This window comes from Oceanibaculum nanhaiense (genome assembly GCF_002148795.1).
Lineage (GTDB): Bacteria > Pseudomonadota > Alphaproteobacteria > Oceanibaculales > Oceanibaculaceae > Oceanibaculum > Oceanibaculum nanhaiense.
Genome location: NZ_MPOB01000004.1, coordinates 326,539 through 346,501, shown reverse-complemented (window position 1 = coordinate 346,501; position 19,963 = coordinate 326,539). Strand labels below are relative to the sequence as shown.

At 66.0% G+C, this 19,963-nt stretch carries 21 protein-coding genes; 11 read left to right on the top strand and 10 right to left on the bottom strand.

Annotation, left to right across the window (positions count from 1 at the left end; genetic code table 11):
- Position 1: 1 nt before the first annotated feature.
- The 3 genes from BKM74_RS09190 to BKM74_RS09180 form a co-directional block, all read right to left on the bottom strand.
- The gene (locus BKM74_RS09190; RefSeq protein ID WP_086465401.1) at positions 2-604 is read right to left on the bottom strand and encodes a DUF1007 family protein; all 603 of its coding nucleotides are present in this window, start codon (positions 602-604) and stop codon (positions 2-4) included.
- A 4-nt stretch (positions 605-608) separates the two neighbouring features.
- Positions 609-881: a hypothetical protein gene (locus BKM74_RS09185; RefSeq protein WP_086465400.1), complete on the bottom strand. Its 273-nt coding sequence runs from the start codon at positions 879-881 to the stop codon at positions 609-611.
- A gap of 106 nt (positions 882-987) precedes the next feature.
- On the bottom strand, positions 988-1,980 hold the full coding sequence (locus tag BKM74_RS09180; protein WP_217895458.1) for a zinc ABC transporter substrate-binding protein: 993 nt from the start codon (positions 1,978-1,980) through the stop codon (positions 988-990).
- A gap of 105 nt (positions 1,981-2,085) precedes the next feature.
- Between BKM74_RS09180 and BKM74_RS09175 the strand changes: the two genes are divergently transcribed.
- The 4 genes from BKM74_RS09175 to BKM74_RS09160 are packed head-to-tail and all read left to right on the top strand — an operon-like array spanning position 2,086 to position 5,531.
- Positions 2,086-2,643, top strand: a complete 558-nt coding sequence (locus tag BKM74_RS09175) for a Fur family transcriptional regulator (RefSeq protein WP_086465399.1) — start codon at positions 2,086-2,088, stop codon at positions 2,641-2,643.
- A complete protein-coding gene (gene znuC, locus BKM74_RS09170) occupies positions 2,633-3,463 on the top strand; it encodes a zinc ABC transporter ATP-binding protein ZnuC (protein ID WP_086465398.1) in 831 nt (276 codons plus the stop codon). Before BKM74_RS09175 ends, znuC begins: the two co-directional genes overlap by 11 nt.
- On the top strand, positions 3,456-4,262 hold the full coding sequence (znuB, locus tag BKM74_RS09165; RefSeq protein ID WP_086465397.1) for a zinc ABC transporter permease subunit ZnuB: 807 nt from the start codon (positions 3,456-3,458) through the stop codon (positions 4,260-4,262). The genes znuC and znuB overlap by 8 nt, the downstream gene beginning before the upstream one ends.
- A gap of 3 nt (positions 4,263-4,265) precedes the next feature.
- The gene (locus BKM74_RS09160) at positions 4,266-5,531 is read left to right on the top strand and encodes a D-amino acid dehydrogenase (protein WP_086465396.1); all 1,266 of its coding nucleotides are present in this window, start codon (positions 4,266-4,268) and stop codon (positions 5,529-5,531) included.
- Here BKM74_RS09160 and BKM74_RS09155 read toward each other — a convergent pair.
- A complete protein-coding gene (locus BKM74_RS09155; protein WP_176342464.1) occupies positions 5,512-6,417 on the bottom strand; it encodes a DMT family transporter in 906 nt (301 codons plus the stop codon). The two genes, BKM74_RS09160 and BKM74_RS09155, sit on opposite strands and share 20 nt — an antisense overlap.
- Positions 6,418-6,619: 202 nt before the next feature.
- Here BKM74_RS09155 and BKM74_RS09150 point away from each other — a divergent pair, with 202 nt between their 5' ends.
- Positions 6,620-7,921 carry an NAD(P)/FAD-dependent oxidoreductase gene (locus BKM74_RS09150; protein ID WP_086465394.1) on the top strand — a complete coding sequence of 434 codons (1,302 nt, stop codon included), beginning with the start codon at positions 6,620-6,622 and terminating at the stop codon, positions 7,919-7,921.
- A gap of 16 nt (positions 7,922-7,937) precedes the next feature.
- Here the strand turns inward: BKM74_RS09150 and smpB are convergent, their stop codons facing one another.
- The gene (gene smpB, locus BKM74_RS09145; protein ID WP_407668684.1) at positions 7,938-8,420 is read right to left on the bottom strand and encodes an SsrA-binding protein SmpB; all 483 of its coding nucleotides are present in this window, start codon (positions 8,418-8,420) and stop codon (positions 7,938-7,940) included.
- Between the two features lie 25 nt (positions 8,421-8,445).
- Positions 8,446-9,333, bottom strand: coding sequence for a 4-hydroxy-tetrahydrodipicolinate synthase (dapA, locus tag BKM74_RS09140; protein WP_086465392.1), 888 nt, complete (start codon positions 9,331-9,333; stop codon positions 8,446-8,448).
- Positions 9,334-9,630: 297 nt separating this feature from the next.
- Here dapA and BKM74_RS09135 point away from each other — a divergent pair, with 297 nt between their 5' ends.
- The 4 genes from BKM74_RS09135 to BKM74_RS09120 are packed head-to-tail and all read left to right on the top strand — an operon-like array spanning position 9,631 to position 14,508.
- Positions 9,631-11,712 (top strand): lytic transglycosylase domain-containing protein, encoded by a 2,082-nt coding sequence (locus tag BKM74_RS09135; protein WP_086465391.1) that lies wholly within the window; start codon positions 9,631-9,633, stop codon positions 11,710-11,712.
- A 15-nt stretch (positions 11,713-11,727) separates the two neighbouring features.
- Positions 11,728-12,612, top strand: a complete 885-nt coding sequence (locus BKM74_RS09130; protein ID WP_086465390.1) for an alpha/beta fold hydrolase — start codon at positions 11,728-11,730, stop codon at positions 12,610-12,612.
- A 50-nt stretch (positions 12,613-12,662) separates the two neighbouring features.
- Positions 12,663-13,781 (top strand): bifunctional transcriptional activator/DNA repair enzyme AdaA, encoded by a 1,119-nt coding sequence (locus BKM74_RS09125; RefSeq protein ID WP_086465389.1) that lies wholly within the window; start codon positions 12,663-12,665, stop codon positions 13,779-13,781.
- A complete protein-coding gene (locus BKM74_RS09120; RefSeq protein WP_086465388.1) occupies positions 13,738-14,508 on the top strand; it encodes an isocitrate lyase/PEP mutase family protein in 771 nt (256 codons plus the stop codon). The genes BKM74_RS09125 and BKM74_RS09120 overlap by 44 nt, the downstream gene beginning before the upstream one ends.
- A 30-nt stretch (positions 14,509-14,538) precedes the next feature.
- On the opposite strand, the gene BKM74_RS09115 is transcribed toward BKM74_RS09120, so the two are convergent.
- On the bottom strand, positions 14,539-14,913 hold the full coding sequence (locus BKM74_RS09115; RefSeq protein ID WP_086465387.1) for an argininosuccinate lyase: 375 nt from the start codon (positions 14,911-14,913) through the stop codon (positions 14,539-14,541).
- A 233-nt stretch (positions 14,914-15,146) separates the two neighbouring features.
- On the opposite strand from BKM74_RS09115, the gene BKM74_RS09110 reads away from it, so the two are divergent.
- A complete protein-coding gene (locus BKM74_RS09110; protein WP_086465386.1) occupies positions 15,147-16,151 on the top strand; it encodes a threonine ammonia-lyase in 1,005 nt (334 codons plus the stop codon).
- Positions 16,152-16,249: 98 nt separating this feature from the next.
- On the opposite strand, the gene BKM74_RS09105 is transcribed toward BKM74_RS09110, so the two are convergent.
- From BKM74_RS09105 to BKM74_RS09095, 3 genes are all read right to left on the bottom strand, one after another.
- Positions 16,250-16,744 (bottom strand): bactofilin family protein, encoded by a 495-nt coding sequence (locus BKM74_RS09105; protein WP_086465385.1) that lies wholly within the window; start codon positions 16,742-16,744, stop codon positions 16,250-16,252.
- A gap of 28 nt (positions 16,745-16,772) precedes the next feature.
- Positions 16,773-18,302 (bottom strand): M23 family metallopeptidase, encoded by a 1,530-nt coding sequence (locus tag BKM74_RS18970; protein ID WP_086465384.1) that lies wholly within the window; start codon positions 18,300-18,302, stop codon positions 16,773-16,775.
- 455 nt (positions 18,303-18,757) lie between these two features.
- Positions 18,758-19,075 carry a hypothetical protein gene (locus tag BKM74_RS09095; RefSeq protein ID WP_086465383.1) on the bottom strand — a complete coding sequence of 106 codons (318 nt, stop codon included), beginning with the start codon at positions 19,073-19,075 and terminating at the stop codon, positions 18,758-18,760.
- A 170-nt stretch (positions 19,076-19,245) separates the two neighbouring features.
- On the opposite strand from BKM74_RS09095, the gene BKM74_RS09090 reads away from it, so the two are divergent.
- Positions 19,246-19,938: a gamma-glutamylcyclotransferase gene (locus BKM74_RS09090; protein ID WP_245825878.1), complete on the top strand. Its 693-nt coding sequence runs from the start codon at positions 19,246-19,248 to the stop codon at positions 19,936-19,938.
- Positions 19,939-19,963: the final 25 nt, after the last annotated feature.

Genomic DNA, 19,963 nt, shown 5'->3' with positions numbered 1-19,963 from the left:
CTCAGCTCCCGGTGCAGCGCAGCGTGGCAACGCGCGGAAAGAAGGCGCCGTAATAGAGCGGGCGGCTCATATCCTCCGTCATGTCGATGGCGCAGGCGGGCACCGCATCGCCCGCAAGACGGAACGGATCCCACTCATCCAGGAGCAGTTCGACATAATAGCTTTCGTCATAGAGCCCGACCGACAGCGCTGTGACGCGCGGATCGACGGCCTGGGGCAACAGCGCCCGGAAGGCGAAGATCACCCGCCCATCCTCGATGCTGGCCTTGAAATTCGCGATCTTCTCGATCTTCAGCGCCGCGCCGTCGGCTGTGAGATGGGTAAAGAAACCGAACTCCTCCATCGGCAGCATGACCTGGCTTTCCAGCTCTCCATGCCCTTCCGGCGTGAAATCCTTACCCCCCTTCGCCGCGAAATCCTCGATCATCATCGAGCTGAAGAAATCGTCGAACACCCAGACGACATCGAGGGCAACCAGCTTGCCGGCATCGAAGCGCAGCGTCGCATGGGTATCGATCCAGACATGCGGATGGGCATCGGCGGTGCGCGGCAGTCCTGTGGCCAGGAGAGCCAGCGCCAGCAGGAAACTTGCCAGCCCTTTCATGGCGTCAGCCGATGGGTGGGAATTTGGGGTCCAGACGGCAGCCGCAATAGGGGCAATCGAAGGCCGCCATCAGGCTTTGCCGTTCTGGCTCCGGCAGGGACTGGCCCGCTGTATCGAGCTTCGCCAGCACCTCCTCGACCAGCTGCTTGTGGCGCTGCTGCTCGGTGCAGGCCTGCAAGCGGAGCTGCTGCACCGGTACCGGTGCCGGCTCCACGCTGAAAGCGTAGGCCCGTCCGGCAAGAAAGCCCGGCACAAGCGCCGCGACGGCAGTGAGCATGCTGGTTTCCAGAAGGCGGCGTCGGCTGAGCATGATGTGTCCTTGCAACGGGCAGCTGGCTTTAAAATAGGCCGTCCCGCAGCGACATTCCAGTGGCCAAACCGCTTCAGCTTTGCGGCATCAGGCAGTTGCGCAACGAAGTGGCCAGCCCGCGCATCACCTCGAAATAGGAATCCGGCCCCGCCTTCAGGGCGGCACCTATGGGGTCAAGTTCGCCGCGCTTTGCCGTGCTGCCTTCGATCACCACATCGACCAGCGCCGGCCGAAACTGCGGCTCGGAGAACACGCAGGCCGCACCGCTGTCAGCCAGCCGCTTGCGGATTTCGGTCAGACGCTGCGCGCTCGGCTGGCGCTCCGGCGACAGGGTGATGGACCCCACCGCCTTCAGCCCGTAATGCGCCTCGAAATACTGATAGGCATCGTGGAACACGATGTAGGGCCGGTCCTTCACCGGCGCCAGCTGCGCCGTCAGCTCCGCATCCAGCGCCTCGATCCGCTCGACCATTTTCTGCGCATTGTCGCGATAGGCCGCCGCATTGGCCGGATCAATCCCGGCCAGCGCCTCGGCCGCCACGGTCACGATGGCCTCGGCATTGTGCGGGTCGAGCCAGAGATGGCCGTCGATCCCATCATGCGCGGCGTGCGCGTGTTTCTTGTCGTGCGAATGATCATGTTTCTTGTCGTGGTCATGCGCTGCCTCATGCGATTCCCAGGCGCCGCCTTCCCGGCCTTCCAGCGTCTCAATGCCCTTCGCCTCGGCCAGCTCGACGATGCGCGCCTGCTTGCCCAGCGTTTCCAGCGGATGCTCCAGGAAGGTCTCCAGCGACTCGCCAACCCAGAACACCAGCGCCGATTCGGACAGGGCACGCGCGTCCGAGGGTTTCAGCGTGTAGCTGTGCGGAGATTCGCCGCCCTTCAGCAGCAGGTAAGGTTCTCCCACCCCTTGCATCACGCCGGCGACCAGCGCATGCACCGGCTTCACCGTGACGAAAACCTTCGGCGCCGGCTGCGCCTGCGCGGAACCGAGCGCGGCGAACAGCAGCAGACCCGCACCGGCAAGCAGATGCAGGGGACGCCTCAAAGCGTGACAAGCGGACATGGGAATGCTCCTAATGCACGAAACCGGCATGATGAGCCGCTATCGACTCGAAAATCAGGTGATGTTATAAAGTAACATTACCGAACAGTGCAACGGGAAATCCGGATGACGGAAACGAAATCCATGATTGCTGCAACGAAAACCGCAGAGAATGCAGGCCTCCCGGCCCTTTTCCCGTCGGAACGGCACGATCATGCGCATTGCGTGGATCAGGCGCTGGCCGCTGCCGAGGATATCTGCGCCGGGCGCAATGCCCGGCTGACGCCGCTACGCCGGCAGGTGCTGGAGCTGGTCTGGCGCAGCCATGAACCCATCGGTGCCTATGATGTGTTGGCGAAACTGCAGCGCGAGGACAGCGCCGGCGAGGATGGCCGCCCGGCAGCCCCGCCCACGGTCTATCGCGCGCTGGATTTCCTGCTGAAGCACCGGCTGGTCCACCGTATCGAATCGATGAACGCCTATGTCGGCTGCCCGCACCCTGACAGCGAGCATAACGGCCAGTTCCTGATCTGCACGCAATGCGGCAACGCGGCGGAGATCGACGATCCGGCGATCCGGCGCGCCATCGGCGAACATGCCCGCAAGATTGGCTTCACCATCGAGCGGATCACCGTCGAGGTTTCCGGCCTGTGCCCGAAATGCAATGCCAACCATGCAGGCTGACTCTTCCGCTGCCGCCCTCCCCGCGCTGATCGAGGCCAGCAGCATCACCGTCCGGCGCGGCGACGTTCCGGTGCTCGACCATGTGGACCTCACGCTGAGTGCTGGCGAGATCGTCTGCATTATCGGCCCCAACGGCTCCGGCAAGACGACATTGCTGCGCGCCTTGCTGGGTCTCATCGCCGTACAGGACGGCAGTGTGACGCGCCGCCCCAGCCTGCGCATCGGCTATATGCCGCAGCGCCTTGCCATCGACCCGACATTGCCGATCACGCTGGAGCGGTTTCTGGGATTGTCGCGCAATGCAAACGCCGCCGCCCGCCGGCAGGCGATGCAGGACACCGGCATCGCGCATCTGGCCGACCGGCCGATGCAGGGCCTGTCCGGTGGCGAGACCCAGCGCGCGCTGCTGGCCCGCGCCCTGCTGAACCAGCCGGACCTGCTGATGCTGGACGAACCGGCACAGGGCGTGGACGTCAATGGCCAGGTCGAGCTGTACGAGCTGATCGGCCGGATCAGGCGCGACCGCGGCTGCGCCGTGCTGATGGTGTCGCACGATCTGCATCTCGTCATGGCGGCGACCGACCGGGTGATCTGCCTGAACGGCCATATCTGCTGCACCGGCCATCCCGAGGATGTCAGCCGCGACCCCGCCTATCTGTCGCTGTTCGGACCGAGGGCGGCGCAGGCGCTGGCGGTCTATCAGCATCATCACGACCATCACCACACGCCGGGCGGCGGCGTGGTGCCGCTGCACGAGGACAGCACTGTCGAGCAGGCGGCCAGCGATCACCCGCACGGGCATCATCACCATCATGGATGAATTCTTCCTGCGCGCGCTGCTGGGCGGCCTCGGCGTTGCGGCGCTTGCCGGTCCGCTCGGCTCCTTCATCGTCTGGCGGCGCATGGCCTTCTTCGGCGACACGCTGGCGCATTCGGCGCTGCTCGGCGTGGCGCTGGGCTTCGTGCTGGGCATCGACCTGACGCTCGGAATCTTCGCCAGCTGCATCGCCATCGCCCTGCTGCTGCCGGTCTGGCAACGCCAGCAGAAACTGCCCGGCGATACGCTGCTGGGCATCCTGTCGCATACCGCGCTGTCGCTCGGCCTCGTCACCATTGCCTTCCTCAGCACGCTCAGGGTCGATCTGCTGGGCTACCTGTTCGGCGATATCCTGGCGGTCGGCTGGCGCGATGTGGCGACGATCTATGCCGGCGGCGCCGTGGTCATGGGGCTGATGATCTGGCTGTGGCGCCCCCTGCTGTCGATGACGGTGCATGAGGAGATGGCCCGCGTCGAGGGCGTGCCGGTGGAGCGCGTGAAGCTGGGCTTCGTGCTGCTGCTGGCGATTACCGTGGCGATCGCCATGAAGATCATCGGCATGCTGCTCATCACCTCGCTGCTGATCATCCCGGCGGCGGCCGCCCGCTCCTTCGCCCGCACGCCGGAACGCATGGCGCTCTATGCCAGCCTGATCGGCATGCTGGCCGTGGTGATCGGGCTGACCGCCTCGCTGCGCTTCGACCTGCCGACCGGCCCGGCCATCGTGGTCGCCGCCGCGACCCTGTTCGTGCTGTCGCTGCTGATTCCGGCGATCCGCGGCGGCCTGACCGCGAAAGGCTGAACGATGGGTATCGTTGTCCTGGGCGCCGGCATCGTCGGCGTCACCACCGCCTACCGGCTGGCGCGCGACGGCCACAAGGTCACGGTCATCGACCGCCAGCCGGGGCCGGCGCTGGAGGCCAGCTTCGCCAACGCGGCACAGATCGCCGCCGCGCTGTCCGGCCCCTGGGCCGCACCCGGCGTGCCCGGCCAGATGCTGGACTGGATGCGCCGGGCCGACAGCCCGATGCGGTTCCGCCTGAAAGCCGACCACCGGCAATGGTTGTGGGGGCTGCGCTTCCTTGCCGAATGCCGGCGCGACAGATTCGAGACCACCTTCCGCCGGATGCTGGAATTCGGCCAGTACAGCCAGACGATGCTGGCCGGGGTGAAGCAAGAGACCGGCCTTGCCTACGACCAGCTGGAAAAGGGCATCCTGAAGCTCTGCACCACGCCGGAAACCGTCGCCGACCTTGCCGATTTCGAGGCCATCCTGCAGCGCGCGGAGATTCCGGCACGCCGGCTATCGGCCGAGGAGGCGATCGCCCTGGAACCGGCACTGGAACCGGTGCGCGGCCGGCTTGCCGCCTGCCTGCACCTGCCAACCGACGAGAGCGGCGACGCGCATCTATTCGCACGCGGCCTCGCCGACCGCTGTGCGGCGCTGGGCGTGGATTTCCGCTATGGCCAAGATATCCGCGATGTCGAGATGCATAAGGGCGAGATTCTCTCGGTGCGCACCAACAAGGGCGAGATCGGCGGCGAACTGTTCGTGCTGGCGCTCGGCAGCCATTCGCCGCAACTGGCTCGCAAGCTTGGCCTGTCGCTGCCGGTCTATCCGGTGAAGGGCTATTCCGCGACCGTGCCGGTGGGGGGCCCGGTCGGCGACAGCAACAGCGCGCCAAAGATCAGCCTCTATATCGCCGAGAAGAAGGTGGCTATGAGCCGGCTGGGCGACCGGCTGCGCATCGCCGGCATGGCCGATATCGCCGGGTACGATCTGACGCTGGAGCAGCCGCGCGCCCGGCAGGTGCTGGAGGCCGGCCTGTCGCTGTTCCCCGGCATTGATGGCGGGCGGGCCGAGTTCTGGTGCGGGTTGCGCCCGCTGACGCCGGACGGGCTGCCGATCCTGGGTAGCTGCAAAGTGCCGAACCTGCTGCTGAATACCGGCCATGGCACCTATGGCTGGACCTATGCCTGCGGCTCCGCGCAGGTGATTGCGGATCTCGTCGCCGGACGCACGCCGGACCATGACCTCAGCGGCATGACTCTCAGCCGGTTCGCCCTGTAACGCGCTGCGCCAGCCAGATGCCGGCGAAGATCGCCACCATGCCGGCGAAATGGTACCAGTAGAGCCGTTCCCCCAGCGTGACGACCGCCAGCAGCGTGCCGAACACCGGCACCAGATAGATGAAATAGCCCGCCGTGCCCGGCGAGGTCGCTTCGATGCCCTTCTGCCAGAACAGGAAGGCCAACACCGAAGGGAACACCGCCAGGAAGACAAGGCTGACCAGCGGCACCCATCCCACATCCAGCGTCGGCCACCAGGCCGTGCCCGCCGCGACCTCCCAGGCGAAGCCAAGACCGAGAAAGAACCAGCCGGCGGCGAAGGCGGCAAGCTGGAAGGGCAGCATCGGCAGGCGCGGCTTCATCCGCGCCAGCAGCACCGAATAGGCCGCCCAGCACAGCATCGCCGCCAGGATGATCGGATCGCCGGGATTGACCTGGACCGCCAGCAGCGTCGCCAGGCTGCCCTGCCCGACAATCAGCACGACACCGGCCAGGCACACCGCCACCCCGATCAGCCGCTGCCTGCCGATGACATGCCCCAGCAGCAGCCGGGCAACAATCAGGATCATCACCGGCATGGTGGCGTTCAGCAGCGACAGGTTGGTGGCGGTGGTATAGCGCAGCCCGACATAGACCAGGGTGGTGAAACCGGCGACCGACAGGAAGCCCAGCACCAGTACCGCCAGCCAGTCCTGACGCAGGGTCGCGCGCTGCTTCCACAAGGCCGGCAACGCCAGCGGCGTCATGACGATCAACGCCCCGGTCCAGCGCCAGAAGGACAGGCTGATGGGCGGCACGCTGTCCACCAGGAAACGCCCCAGCGCCGGGTTGGCGGCCCAGAACAGCGCCGCCAGGGCCAGCAGCAGATAGGCTTGCCGTCGCGACACGTTCCCTCCCCCGTTCCGCCGCATTGCGTGCCGGCCATCCTGCAAGGGATTGGCCGCGCAGGCCAGACACCCGTGCGCAGGGCGGCCTCCCGCTGGCGACAGCCCTGCGGAAAGCCGGCGCCAAAAAGGCTACCCTTGTATCGCGTCCGCATCGCCGTGATGATGTTGTAACTAAGACTAACAGGACAGACAGGAGCGCTTCATGACCGCCGATATCTTCGCGGACAGCTTCAAGGCCGAACCCTACTGGTGGGAAGCCGCAAGGCCGACCGCCGCATTGGCCAGCACCCTGCCTGGCGCCACCGATGTCGCCATCGTCGGCGGCGGCTATGCCGGCCTGTCCACGGCGCTGGAACTGGCGCGCAACGGCACCGATGTCACGGTGCTGGAGGCCGAGGATCTGGGCTGGGGCGCCAGCTCCCGCAATGGCGGCATGGTCTCGGGCGGCGTGAATGTCGGCAAGGGCCGCACCATGGAGGACGATGCCACCCGCGCGATGCTGGCCGAGGCCGGCGCGGCCTATGCGCATCTGGAAAATCTGATCACGCGCGAGGGGATCGACTGCTTCTACGCCAGGACCGGCCGCTTTGTCGGCGCGCACACGCCAGCGGCTTACGAGGCGCAGGCGAAGCGCGTGGAGGCGCTGAACCGGCTGGCCGAGTCGGAGGCCTACATGGTTCCGCGCGACCGCCAGCACGAGGAAATCGCCAGTGATTTCTATCATGGCGGCATGGTGGTGCAGCGCGCCGGCGGCGTGCATCCCGCCTTGCTGCACAAGGGCATGCTGGAGGCCGCGCACAAGGCCGGTGCCCGGCTCTGCGCCGGCGCGCGGGTCGGCCGCATCGACGGCGCCCCCGGCAGCTTCCGGCTGAGCACCTCGAAGGGCGAGCTGAAGGCGAAGGAGGTAGTGATCGCCACCAATGGCTATACCGGCGACGCCACACCCTGGCAGAAACGCCGGCTGGTCCCGGTCGGCAGCTTCATCATCGCCACCGAGGAGCTGGGCGAAGAACGCGTCCGCGCGCTGTTCCCAAAACTGCGCATGATCTCCGAATCGAAGCGGGTGCTGTGCTATTACCGCCCCTCGCCGGACGGCAAACGCATCATCTTCGGCGGCCGCGCCAAATTCGGCCAGGCGACACCGACCGAGAGCGCGCCGATCCTCTATGGCTTCATGTGCGACCGCTTCCCGCAGGTACGCGGCGTGAAGATCACCCATGCCTGGACCGGCAATGTCGCCTTCACCTTCGACAGGCTGCCGCATATGGGCCGGCAGGCCGGCCTGCATTACGCGCTGGGCTGCAATGGCAGCGGCGTGGTGATGATGACGCATCTCGGCCATCGCACGGCGCTGAATATTCTGGGCCATGCCAACAGCCCCAGTGCCTACGAGGCGCTGCCAATGCCGACCGTGCCGCTCTATGGCGGCAATCCCTGGTTCCTGCCCATCGTCGGCAGCTATTACAGGATGCGCGACTGGATCGACCGCCGGACGGCAGGATAAGCCGGCGGGCTGACCCTCAGCCCTTGGCGCGCAGCAGCCGGGCCTTGTCGCGCTGCCAGTCGCGCTTCTTCGCGGTCTCGCGCTTGTCCACCAGCTTCTTGCCCTTGGCCAGGCCGAGCTGCAGCTTGGCGATGCCACGGTCGTTGAAATACATCTGCAACGGCACCAGCGTAACACCCTCGCGCTTGACCTGGCCCAGCAGCTTTGCCAGCTCGCGCTTGTGCACCAGCAGCTTGCGCATGCGCCGCGGCTCGTGATTCATCTGGTTTGCCGCCTGCCCGTATTCCGGGATGTGGGCGTTGAACAGATACAGTTCGCCCGCCTTCGGCCCGGCAAAGGATTCGCCGATGCTGGCGCGGCCGGCACGGAGGGCTTTCACCTCCGTGCCCAGCAGCATGATGCCAACCTCGAGCGTATCCTCGATAAAATAGTCGTGCCGCGCCCGGCGGTTATCGGCAACGATCCGATACCGGGCGGCCTTGTCGCCCGTCATGGCGATAACCCCGCTTTAGCATCCGTATCCGTTAGTTAATGAGGCCGGCGCTTTTCATTGCCGCTTCCACCCGTGCCTTGCTGGAGGCCGCGATTTCGGTCAGCGGCAAGCGCGTCCCGGCATCCGACTTGCCCAGCAGCGCCGCGGCATATTTCACCGGGCCGGGGCTGGATTCGCAGAACAGCGCCTCGTGCAGCGGCATCAGCCGATCGTTCAGCTTCTGCACGGTGGCGCGGTCGCCGGCCTTCCAGGCGGCATGCATTTCCGACACCAGCCGGGGCGCCACATTGGACGTGACCGAGATGCAGCCATGCCCGCCCTGCCCCAGATAGGCGACCTGGGTGCCGTCCTCGCCGGAGAGCTGGACGAAATCGGCATCGATGGCAAGACGCGTGGTGACCGGCCGGGTCAGATCGTTGGTCGCGTCCTTCACGCCGACGATGCGTGGCAGCTTCGCCAGTTCCGCCATCGTCTCCACCTTCATGTCCACGACCGAGCGGCCGGGAATGTTGTAGATGATGATCGGAATGTCGGTCGCATCGTGGATCGCCTTGTAATGGGCGATCAGACCGGCCTGGGTCGGCCTGTTGTAATAGGGCGTCACCAGCAGCGCCGCATCGGCACCCGCCTTCTGGGCATGCTGCGTCAAGCTGATCGCCTCGGCGGTCGAGTTCGAGCCGGTACCGGCAATCACCGGCACGCGCCCCTTGGCGACCTCAACGCACAGCGCGGTAACCCGGTTGTGCTCCGCATGGCTCAGCGTCGGCGATTCGCCCGTGGTGCCACAGGGCACGACGCCGTTGATGCCTTCGTTGATCTGCCAGTCCACGAAAGCCTGGAATTTTTTCTCGTCCACCGCCCCGTTTGCGAACGGCGTGATCAAGGCGGTGATGGCACCGCTGAACTGCGGCTTGGCCATGACGAGACTCCCTCTGGCTGTTTGATGCATCGGGCCGTCGCGGCCCGGCCCTTCCGCACGCTGCGAAAGGCCGAAGACCATAGCGCCCGGCCGCCCGGCCCGCAAGCGTCGCTGGCACGGGCCCCGGCACCTCAATAAATCCGCGCGCGTTCCTACGCCAGCACCGCACACCCCGGCAAATCCGTGACGGCTTGTTGTAAACCCAAGAAAACGTTAGGATTGGAGCGATAGAAGGCGCGCCACAAATCAGCCGATCGCGGCTTGGGTCACGACCGTTAAGACAGTGAAGGGGCCGGCATGCCTATCCGCCTGACGATTCTGGTTATGTGTCTGTTTGCCCTGGCGAGCGGACTGGTTGCTGGCGCGCCGGCTTCGGCTGCCGATGCGCTGAAGCCTGCCCAGAAGGATATCTACACCAGGGTTTTCGCAGCGGCGCAGGCCGATAAATGGACCGAGGCGCGCGCGACCGCCGCCAGGGGAAAAGACGCGCTGCTGGACAAGGCGCTGGACTGGATGGACCTGACGCGGCCCGACAGCAACGCCACCTTCGCCGAGATCACCGCCTTCCTGCACGCCCATCCGGACTGGCCGCATCGCAACACGCTGCGCCTGCGCGGCGAACAGAAGATGCCGGAGACCCTGCCCGCAACGGCGGTGTCCCTGTGGTTCGCGGAATTCCCGCCGCTGACGCAGGATGGACGGCTACGCCAGCTGGCGGCACTGAAGGCAAGCGGTCATACCGAGAAGCTGACCGGCCTCGCCCGCACTGTCTGGCGGCGCAGCGTGTTCGGCAGAAGCGCCGAGACCGATTTCCTGAAGGCTTATGCCGGGCTGCTGCGCGCCCAGGACCACGCAAGCCGGCTGGACTGGCTGCTGTGGGAGGGTCATCTGACCAGCGCCGAACGCATGCTGCCGCTGGTGCCGGCCGACCTGCGCGCGCTGGCCGTCGCGCGCATGCGGCTGCGCGATCTGAGCCCCGGCGTCGATGCCGCCATCAACGCGGTGCCGAAGGCGCTGCAGGACGATCCGGCGCTGTTGTACGAGCGCATCCGCTGGCGCCGTATGAAGGGCCGTACAGACGAGGCGCGGGAACTGCTGGTGCAGGCCCCGGCCGACCCGGACAATGCCGGCTATTGGTGGCGCGAGCGCGCCTATCATTTCCGCGAGGCGCTGAACGCGGGACACATCAGCGATGCCTACAAGCTGGCCAGCCGCCACGGCGCCAAGAGCGGCATCGTGTTCGCCGAGGGCGAGTTCCTGGCCGGCTGGACCGCGCTGCGCTTCCTGGAAGACAAGAAGGACGCGCTCACCCACTTCACCCGCATGCATGACGGGGTTTCCACCCCGATCAGCCGTGGCCGCGCCGCCTATTGGGCCGGCCGCGCCGCTGAGGCGCTGAATCGCCGCGAGGAGGCCGCACGCTGGTATGGCGAGGCCAGCGCACACATCACCACCTTCTACGGCCAGCTGGCCGCCGCGCGGCTGGAAGGCCCGCTGCCGGCCCTGCCCGTCGACCCGATCCCCGACGCTGCCGAGATCGCCGCCTTCGAAAAGCTGGAACTGGTGCGGCTGGTGCGCCGGCTGAGCGAGATCGACCAGCCGAAGCTGCTCTCCATCTTCCTCGACGCGGTGGCGCGCCAGGCCGACAGCGCCGGGCAGCGGCAGCTGGTGGCCGACCTCGGACAGGCCAACGGCAATCCCGATGTCGGCGTCCGGCTTGCCCGGCAGTTCGCCCAGGACGGGTTGCAGCTGATCGAAGCCGGCTATCCGGTTCCGGGCCGGATCGCCGAGGGGCACCCCAAACAGACGCTTATCCTCTCGCTGATCCGCCAGGAGAGCAATTTCGACAGCCAGGCGGTCAGCCGCGCCGGTGCGCGCGGGCTGATGCAGCTGATGCCAGCCACCGCCCGGCAGGTCGCCCGCCAGGAAAACCTGACCTATGCACCGGCAAAGCTGACCGAGGATCCCGACTTCAACGTCGCGCTGGGCAGCCGCTACATGGTTGATCTGCTGGACAATTACGACGGTTTCTATCCGGCCGCTATCGCCGCCTACAATGCCGGCCCCAGCCGGGCCAGCCGCTGGCTGCGCGAGATCGGCGACCCAAGGCGCGGCGATATCGACATCGTGGACTGGATCGAGCTGATCCCGTTCTCCGAGACACGCAATTACGTGCAGCGCGTGCTGGAGAATCTCTATGTCTATCGCACCCGGCTGCAGCTGCATCCGACCGACACCACGAAGGACCGCACCCTGCATGTCTGGTGCGTGATCGCCTGCGGCGTGCGGCTCGACAATCTGCAGCGCGATGCGGCGTTGCTGCCGCACCCGACCCTGCATAACAGCCTGGCAGCCGATTTCGAGCGGGCGCCGGAATAGGCGCGGCGGGACGGCGTGACCGGCGATCCGGCGGCCTATCGGGGGTGCGTCTTTTCCGCCAGTGACGGAGTCCGGCTTTATTTCCGCGACTATGCGCCGGCCAGGACAGGCGACCGGCCGGCCGTTCTGTGCCTGCCCGGCCTGGCGCGCAATTCGAAGGATTTCGATGGCCTCGCCCGGCACCTGACGGTACGCGGCCATCGGGTCGTCGTGCCGGATTATCGCGGGCGCGGCCGCTCTGGCCGCTGTTCCGACTGGCACGATTACGCACCCGCCCGCATCGTCGAGGATATCCGCCACCTGCTGGACGTCGCCGGGCTGCACCGGATCGTCGCCATCGGAACCTCTCTGGGCGGCGCCATCGCCATGGCGCTGGGCGCCATGGCCCCTTCCCGGCTGGCCGGCGCGGTGCTGAACGATATCGGGCCGGACGTCACCGAAGGCGAGAGCGGCGCGATCCTGCGCTATGTCGGCCAGGATCATCCTGTACCCGACTGGGAAAGCGCCATCGCCTGGCTGCAGGGGCTGATGCCCGACCTGTCCTTCACCACCCCGCAGCAATGGCGGGAATTCGCCGAGGCGACCTTCGTGCCCGGCACGGACGGAATGCTGCATCTGGACTGGGATCCCGCCATCGCCCTGCCTTTCGCCAGGGGCGCGGCGGATGGCTACGATCTGTGGGCACTGTTCGGCGGCCTGAAGCCCTTCCCGCTGCTGGTGGTGCGCGGCGGCGTGTCACGCATCCTGACCGGGCCGACATTCGAACGCATGACCCGGGAACATCCGTCATGCCTCAGCCTGACCCTGGCCGGCGTCGGCCATGCCCCTGCCCTGACCGAACCGCCCTGCCTGGAGGCGATCGGCGCCCTGCTCTCCGCCGTGCGGACGCAGCGGGAATAACCGCCCGATTTTCGGCGGCACCGGAAAGCCGGCGGTGCTAGCCTCCTTGCATGCTGCTCGAACGCCCCTCCGATGATACGCTCTATGCCGCGCTGCTCGCCCGCGACGCCGCTTATGACGGCCTCGCCTATGTTGCGGTCAGAACCACCGGTATCTTCTGCCGGCTGACCTGCCCGGCCCGCAAGCCGAAGCGCGCGCATGTCATCTTCTTCGAAACCACCGCCGAATGCCTGGAGGCTGGCTTCCGTCCCTGCCTGCGCTGCCGGCCGCTTTCGACCGGGCGGGAACCGGAACCAGCGGTCAGCGCCCTGATCGATCTCCTGGAACAGGAGCCCGAGCGGCGCTGGGGCGAGCGTGATCTGATCGAGCGGGGCTATGATCCATCGACGGTACGCCGGCAGTTCAAGCGCCGCTTCGGCGTCAGCTTTCTGGAGCTGGCGCGGCTGCGCCGGCTTGGCCAGGCTGCGGAAACGCTGACCGCCGGTACCAGCGTCATCGATGCGCAACTTGATGCCGGTTACGAATCGGGCAGCGGCTTCCGCGCCGCCATAACCCGCCTGTTCGGCGCCGCACCGAAACATCTGCAGACGCGCGATCTGCTGAAGGCGGACTGGATCGACACCCCCATCGGTCCGATGCTGGCCATCGCGGACAGGCTGGCGCTACATCTGCTGGAATTCGCCGACCGTCCGGCGCTGCCCGCCGAAATCCGCAAGATTCAAGAGAATACCCGCTCCGCCATCGCCATCGGCCGCTGCGCGCCGATCGACCAGATCGCGACCGAACTTGACAGTTATTTCGCTGGCCAGACGGCCCGCTTCGACACAAGGCTGGCGGCGCACGGCACGCCTTTCCAGCGGTCGGTCTGGGAAAGGCTGCGCGCCATGGCCCCAGGCGAGACGCTGAGCTATGGCGCGCTTGCCCGCGATCTCGGGCGGCCCGCCGCGATCCGCGCCATTGCCCAGGCGAACGGCGCCAACCAGATCGCCATCGTCATTCCCTGCCACCGCATCATCGGCGCGGATGGCAGCCTTACCGGCTATGGCGGCGGCCTGTGGCGCAAGCGCTGGCTGCTGCGTCACGAAAACCGCATGAACAGCCGCGCATCCGAAGGAGGCACATCGCATGAACCAGATCGAGAAAGCCCGGAGCTTCGCCAGCCTGCATGAGAAGGGCGCGCCGCTGATCCTCTACAATATCTGGGATGCCGGCACTGCGAAGGCCGCCGAGGAGGCCGGCGCGAAAGCCGTCGCCACCGGCAGCTGGTCGGTCGCCGCCGCCCATGGCTATGGCGATGGCGAGAAGATACCGCTCGACCTGCTGCTGACCATCGTGCAGCGGATCGTCAGCAATGTCGCGGTGCCGGTGTCCGTCGATTTCGAAGGCGCCTACGGCACGACGCCGGAAGACGTGTCGGCCTCGACGCGACGCCTTATCGGAACCGGCGCCATCGGCATGAATGTCGAGGATCGCATCGTGGGCGGCGACGGTCTTTACGACATCGCCGCGCAATCCGCCCGCCTCTCCGCCATCCGCCAGGCGGCGGAGCAGGCCGGAATTCCGCTGTTCATCAACGCCCGCACCGACCTGTTCCTGCGCGAGAGCGACCGCACCCGCCATCCGGCCCTGCTGCCGGCGGCACTGGAACGCGCGCAAGCCTATGCGGCGGCCGGGGCCAGTGGCTTCTTCGCCCCCGGCCTTGTTGATGCCGACAGCATCGGCACGCTGTGCCGCGAGACGGCGTTACCGGTGAACGTGATGCTGCTGGATGGCGCGCCGCCGGCACGCACGCTCGGGGATCTCGGCGTCGCCCGCATCAGCCATGGCCCCGGCCCCTACCGCACCGCGATGCGACAGTTCCGCGAACTGGCCGAAACGGCGCTGAGCGGCGGTTGAACCGGCCGCCCAGCACCCCGCGCCAGCCGCCTATCTGAAGCTGGCGGTGCTCTTATCGGTCTTCCGGTTATAGCGAATGGTTATGACCGAAACCGTGCACAGATCGATGTCCCGCCAGAAGGCATTCGAATCGTCATCGGCATAGGTGACCATGAGGTCCCATTTGCAGGCCGTATCAGCCCGGTCGAACTCGATATCGACCGCCGCCTTGTCCTCCAGAACGTCCTGGCCGAGGATATCCTCGCCCCAATTCTCCGAATCGGAGGGCGAGACATAGACATGGCTGATGTCATAGCCGGTCTGGTTTTCCACCGTGAAATCCTGCTTTCCCTGCGCCCAGGCACCGGGCGACAGAAGCAGCAGCGCAGCAACGACCAGCGACCAGAGCCAGGCACGGGATGTCATGGAAATCGTCTCCACAAAGGAAGCATGTTGACGGGAAAGATCGGCATCCCACAGACCGCAACCGCAGGGTTCAACCGGTATCGGGACAGGCCGCACGCAACATGCGCCGTTCCCGTCCGTCCGGCAATGGCCAGCGGAGCAGGCCCCCCGGCCCGGTGGCGCAGTCCCCTTGACCGATCCCCGTTTCCGGCGCAAGACAAAGCCATCCCAACATCACCTTCCGGAGACGAGACATGGCATCCCTGACCAACAGCACCCCGCCGCGCTTCGATGATGTGCTGGCCGCCGCCGGGCGCATCAAGGGCCATGCCGTGCGCACGCCGCTGCTGGAAGCGCCGCTGCTGAATGCCAAGCTGGGCGGCCGGCTGCTGGTGAAGCCGGAAATGCTGCAGAAGACCGGCAGCTTCAAATTCCGCGGCGCCTTCAACCGCATCTCGATGATCCCGGAGGCACAGCGCAAGGCCGGCGTGGTCGCCTATTCCTCGGGCAATCATGCGCAGGGTGTGGCCTGCGCCGCCGCCATGCTCGGCCTGCCGGCGGTCATCGTCATGCCGGCCGACGCGCCCGCCATCAAGATTGCCAACACCAGGGCCTATGGCGCCGAGGTCATAACCTACGACCGTTTCGGCGAGAACCGGGAGGAGATCGGCGCCCGCATCGCCGCCGAGCGTGGCGCCACCATCGTGCGCCCCTATGACGATGCCGGCGTGATCGCCGGCCAGGGCACCATCGGTCTGGAAATCGCCGAACAAGCCGCCGAGCTGGGCGCCATGCTGGACGCGGTGCTGGTGTGCTGCGGCGGCGGCGGGCTGGTCTCCGGCACCGCGCTGGCGCTGTCGGAAAAGCTGCCGGGCGTGCCGGTCTATGCCGTGGAGCCGACCGGCTTCGACGACACCGCCCGCTCGCTGGCCAGCGGTAGCCGGATCGCCAACGACATGTCGAACCGCTCGATCTGCGATGCGCTGCTGGCGGAAAAGCCGGGCGAGATCACCTTCGAGCTGAACCGCAAGCTGCTGAAGGCCGGCCTCGTGGTCAGCGACGCCGAGGCGCAGATCGGCATGGCGCATGCCTTCCGCTATCTGAAGCTGGTGGCCGAGCCCGGCGGCGCGGTGGCGCTGGCCGCCGCCGTCACCGGCAAGATCGACATGACGGGCAAGACCGTGGCCGTGGTCTGCTCCGGCGGCAATGTCGATCAGGCGACCTTCCTCGAGGCCCTGACGAAAGCGGGCGAGGTCTGACGAAAACGGGCGGGGCCTAAAGAAAACGGGCGGGGTTTGCCCCCCGCCCGCAATCTTCTAAACGCCCTGGCCGGAAAGCAGGGGCGTGTGTCCTATCCTCAGACGCGCAGTTGGCCCGGCCCGGTCTTGTCTTCCGTGCCCAGCCCGTTGGGCGCGGCGCCGTTGGGTGCAGCCCCATTCGTCAGGGCAGGACGGACGGACTCCGAAGTACCGCCAGCTGGACCGCTAAGCGACTTTCCCGGCTGGGGTTGCTCCAGCTTCGGCTGTTCCAGCTTGCGTGGCGCTTCTTGCGCGATGCGCCTTGTATTGCCTTCGAAATAGGCGCCCGGCTCAATCGACAGCGATTCCTGCACGATATCGGCGATGACGCGGGCCGTGCGCTGCAGTGTGACGGTCTTGGCCTTGATCTGCCCGGTAACGCTGCCGGCGATGGCGACCGTATCAGCCTCAATGGCGCCGCGTACCGTGGCGCTGTCGCTGACCGTCAGGCTGGATGAGCGGATATCGCCCTCCACGACACCGTCGATCTGGATGTCGCCTTCGCTTTCCAGATTGCCGGTAATGCGCAGATTGGCGCTGATGATCGACGGCATGACGGGACGATCCGCGCCTTTCGCCGATTTATTGGCTCTTGAGAACATGTTGACCAGCCTTGATGAATTTGAGGGGATCGTAAGGCCGTCCGTTCACCAGAATTTCATAGTGCAGGTGCGGTCCCGTACTACGTCCCGATGATCCGAGCAGCCCGATGACATCGCCGAATTCAACCTTTTCCCCCACCTTGACGGTGACTTTTGCCAGATGCGCATATCGTGTCGAAAGACCGTTGCCATGGTCCACTTCAACCAGCCGTCCATACTGGCTGCGCCACCCGGCATGTCGCACAATGCCAGGTGCCGTAACCAGGATATCGCTCTTGTAAGGCGCCGTGAAATCAAGCCCTTCATGACGGGCCGGCCGCCGGCTGAACGGGTCGCTGCGCGGGCCGAAACCGCTGCTGAGCGCATATTCCGTCATCGGCGCCGCGAAGGGGATGGCCACCAGGATATTCTGCACATGCTCCCACCGGTCCATCTGCGCCTCGATGGAGGCCTCGAGATGCTCCAGGGACACAGCCCTTAGGCCGGCACGCGACAGGCTTTCCCCGCGCGTAGCGGCGATGCCGCTTTCCTCGCGATAGGGAACGAACGGACCGCCCTGCGGACCTTTCGCCAGTTCGCGCGGCGGCGGCGGCGGCGGCGGCGGCCCGGGCAGCAGATCGAACACCGGCACGCCGGTCTTGGCGATCAGATCCTCGGCGAAGGCGATGCGTTCCAGCGTCCGCTCCGCGAAGCGCCGCAGCGCCTCGTGATGCGCGATCTTCATCTCGGCGATCTGCCGTTCCAGCTGCTCGATGCTGGTGTGCAGCGTCTCTTTCTCGCCGACGATCTCGCCACGGTCACTCATCGCCTTCTGCAGATCCTGGCGCATCGAGGCCATCTCGAAATCCATCCGCTCGGTCCTGGTCTGTTCAAGCGCCAGGCGCTTGCGCAAATCGAGGATCATCGCCGCCTGCTGGCTGCGGGTCTGGTCGAGATTGGCTGCAGCCGCTTCCGCGTCCGACAGCTTGCCCCGCAGCATGGCCATGTGCTTTTCCAGGCCAACATTCTGCGAGTTCATATTCTTGACCTCGTTCTCGAGCGCCATCATCTGGTCGCGCATCGCCATGCGCCCCTCGACGATCTGCTTGCGCTCGGTCTCGGTCTGCTTCAACTGGCTCTCGGCCGTGTTCAGATTCTGCTTCAGCGATTCGTTCTGCTCGAAAAGCTGGCGCAGGAAGGCCTGCTTCTCGCGCAGATCCTTGGTGATGGTAACGATGGATTCGCGGTAGTTGGCGACCTGATCCAGGAGATTTCGATAGGCAAGCTGCGAGCGTTCGACCGACTCGTCCTTGCTCATCATGATGCGGCTTTTCTCGACATAGCCGACGGTGGCGACGACGACATAGCCGACCAGCCCCATCAACACGGCGACGCTGATCATCTGCGTGCGGCGCGGCAGCAGGAAATAGCGGGTATGCCCTTCGGAACGAAGGATGATCTGCCGGTCAACGAACAGGCGTTCCAGCAAGGCCGATACCGGCCGTAGAATTCTATGGCGTTTTTCAGTCATCACGCTGATCGGACGCCCCCTCCTTACGTCTCAACACGCTTGGCAACCGTCCAGTCGTGCCTGGCGAGAGACCACATCCCCGCGACCCTCGCACCGGTCGCCTTTTTCGCCGGAACCCAAGGCTCCAAACGATCAAGGCGTCAACCGCCGGTCTTGCCACGTCCGCTCCAGCCCGTCGCCGACCGCACCACCAGATGGGTACGGCCACAAACGAGTGACTGACGCGGTCGTGCCCCTACATCCCTAATTCAGACGTTCGACAACCAGGCATTCGATGCCGGGTGATCAACGCCAATACCAACTTCACCAAATCGACCGCCAGCCTGAAGTCATGCAGCCATGGCGCGGGCAGGATGCAAATTATGCAGGATAAACTATAGGTCGAATGCCCGGGTCGCAACCCAAAAGCCACCCCTGCCCCGCCCCCCCGCCCCGCCCTGGGCAGGAACGCCGGCTTACTTGTGGTCCTTGGCCGCGGGCGCGGGTGCCGGCGCTGCTGGCCCGGATGCCGGGGTACCTTCGAACACGCGCTCGAACAGCGATGTCGCCTCGGCACGCTCTTCCTCGCTGATAACAAGCCCGTCGCGCACGAAATCCTTGCCCTGGGTGGTGCTGTGCTGGCACAGCGACACATACAGGTCGATCAGGTCGGCAAGGGCGCTGAACTTGTCGTTCATCGCATTGTCGGCGCGCATCCGGAATACGGCCGCGACGCTGTTCATGCGTTGGATCGAATAATGCAGATCCTTCACGTCTTCGGGCGTGAGCGCCATGGCCGTCTCTTTCTCCTCTGATCTCTCATCCGGCCCGGCGCAACCGCTATGAGAGCGGCGCAGCGGGCAATCGAATGGATTTTTAGTGCATTTCGATTACATTTGAATAGTCGCGCTTTTCGTTCGCGGCGTCCATCCTGTCAATTGTCCGCCCCCTTGCCACGAGGATCATGGTGACGCTTACCCGCGAGAACATCCGTAACGGCTTCATTCGCAAGATGATGGAGGAGGCGCCGCCGGGCTTCCGCGTACTCAGCGAGGCGGAGCTGGAAGGGTCGCTCGCCGGCATGTTCCCGGCAGGCAGGCCGGACGGCGACATCTGGCTGTTCGGCTATGGCTCGCTGATCTGGAACCCGGCCTTCCATTTCGCCGAACGCCGCATCGGCACGGTGCGCGGCCTGCATCGGCGCTTCTGCCTGTGGAGCACGATGGGGCGCGGCACGCCGGAACGGCCCGGCCTGATGCTGGCGCTGGACCGTGGCGGCAGCTGCCGGGGTGTCGCCTTCCGCATCGAATCCAGCCAGGCGGCGGAAGAGCTGCAGATCGTCTGGCGCCGGGAGATGGTCAGCCACGCCTATATCCCGCGCTGGGTGAATGTGGAAACCGCGGACGGACCGGTCCGCGCCATCACCTTCACCATCAACCGGCAGCATGAACGCTATGTCGGCCGCATGGACGATCGCGAGGCGGCCGGCGTCATCGCCGCCGCCAGCGGCCGCATCGGGCGCTGTGCGGAATATCTGGAAAATACCGTGCAGCACCTGCACGAGCTGAAGATCGCCGACCGCTACATGGAACGGCTGCTGCATCTGACGCGGCAAGCCTGCGGCGAAGCGGCCGCACAGGAAAATTCGCCGAAGTAAGTACGGGCGGCTGTTATCGCGGGCA

Excerpts from the sequence above, each read along its gene's own strand:
- BKM74_RS09190 (WP_086465401.1), bottom strand. The coding sequence starts at position 604 with ATGAAAGGGCTGGCAAGTTTCCTGCTGGCGCTGGCTCTCCTGGCCACA.
- BKM74_RS09115 (WP_086465387.1), bottom strand. The coding sequence starts at position 14,913 with ATGACATCCCGTGCCTGGCTCTGGTCGCTGGTCGTTGCTGCGCTGCTG.
- BKM74_RS09110 (WP_086465386.1), top strand. The coding sequence starts at position 15,147 with ATGGCATCCCTGACCAACAGCACCCCGCCGCGCTTCGATGATGTGCTG.
- dapA (WP_086465392.1), bottom strand. The coding sequence starts at position 9,333 with ATGGCCAAGCCGCAGTTCAGCGGTGCCATCACCGCCTTGATCACGCCG.
- BKM74_RS09175 (WP_086465399.1), top strand. The coding sequence starts at position 2,086 with ATGACGGAAACGAAATCCATGATTGCTGCAACGAAAACCGCAGAGAAT.
- BKM74_RS09090 (WP_245825878.1), top strand. The coding sequence starts at position 19,246 with ATGGTGACGCTTACCCGCGAGAACATCCGTAACGGCTTCATTCGCAAG.
- BKM74_RS09135 (WP_086465391.1), top strand. The coding sequence starts at position 9,631 with ATGCCTATCCGCCTGACGATTCTGGTTATGTGTCTGTTTGCCCTGGCG.
- znuB (WP_086465397.1), top strand. The coding sequence starts at position 3,456 with ATGGATGAATTCTTCCTGCGCGCGCTGCTGGGCGGCCTCGGCGTTGCG.
- BKM74_RS09180 (WP_217895458.1), bottom strand. The coding sequence starts at position 1,980 with ATGTCCGCTTGTCACGCTTTGAGGCGTCCCCTGCATCTGCTTGCCGGT.
- BKM74_RS09185 (WP_086465400.1), bottom strand. The coding sequence starts at position 881 with ATGCTCACTGCCGTCGCGGCGCTTGTGCCGGGCTTTCTTGCCGGACGG.
- BKM74_RS09095 (WP_086465383.1), bottom strand. The coding sequence starts at position 19,075 with ATGGCGCTCACGCCCGAAGACGTGAAGGATCTGCATTATTCGATCCAA.
- BKM74_RS09160 (WP_086465396.1), top strand. The coding sequence starts at position 4,266 with ATGGGTATCGTTGTCCTGGGCGCCGGCATCGTCGGCGTCACCACCGCC.
- BKM74_RS09125 (WP_086465389.1), top strand. The coding sequence starts at position 12,663 with ATGCTGCTCGAACGCCCCTCCGATGATACGCTCTATGCCGCGCTGCTC.
- BKM74_RS09105 (WP_086465385.1), bottom strand. The coding sequence starts at position 16,744 with ATGCCGTCGATCATCAGCGCCAATCTGCGCATTACCGGCAATCTGGAA.
- znuC (WP_086465398.1), top strand. The coding sequence starts at position 2,633 with ATGCAGGCTGACTCTTCCGCTGCCGCCCTCCCCGCGCTGATCGAGGCC.
- BKM74_RS09120 (WP_086465388.1), top strand. The coding sequence starts at position 13,738 with ATGAACCAGATCGAGAAAGCCCGGAGCTTCGCCAGCCTGCATGAGAAG.
- BKM74_RS09150 (WP_086465394.1), top strand. The coding sequence starts at position 6,620 with ATGACCGCCGATATCTTCGCGGACAGCTTCAAGGCCGAACCCTACTGG.
- BKM74_RS18970 (WP_086465384.1), bottom strand. The coding sequence starts at position 18,302 with ATGACTGAAAAACGCCATAGAATTCTACGGCCGGTATCGGCCTTGCTG.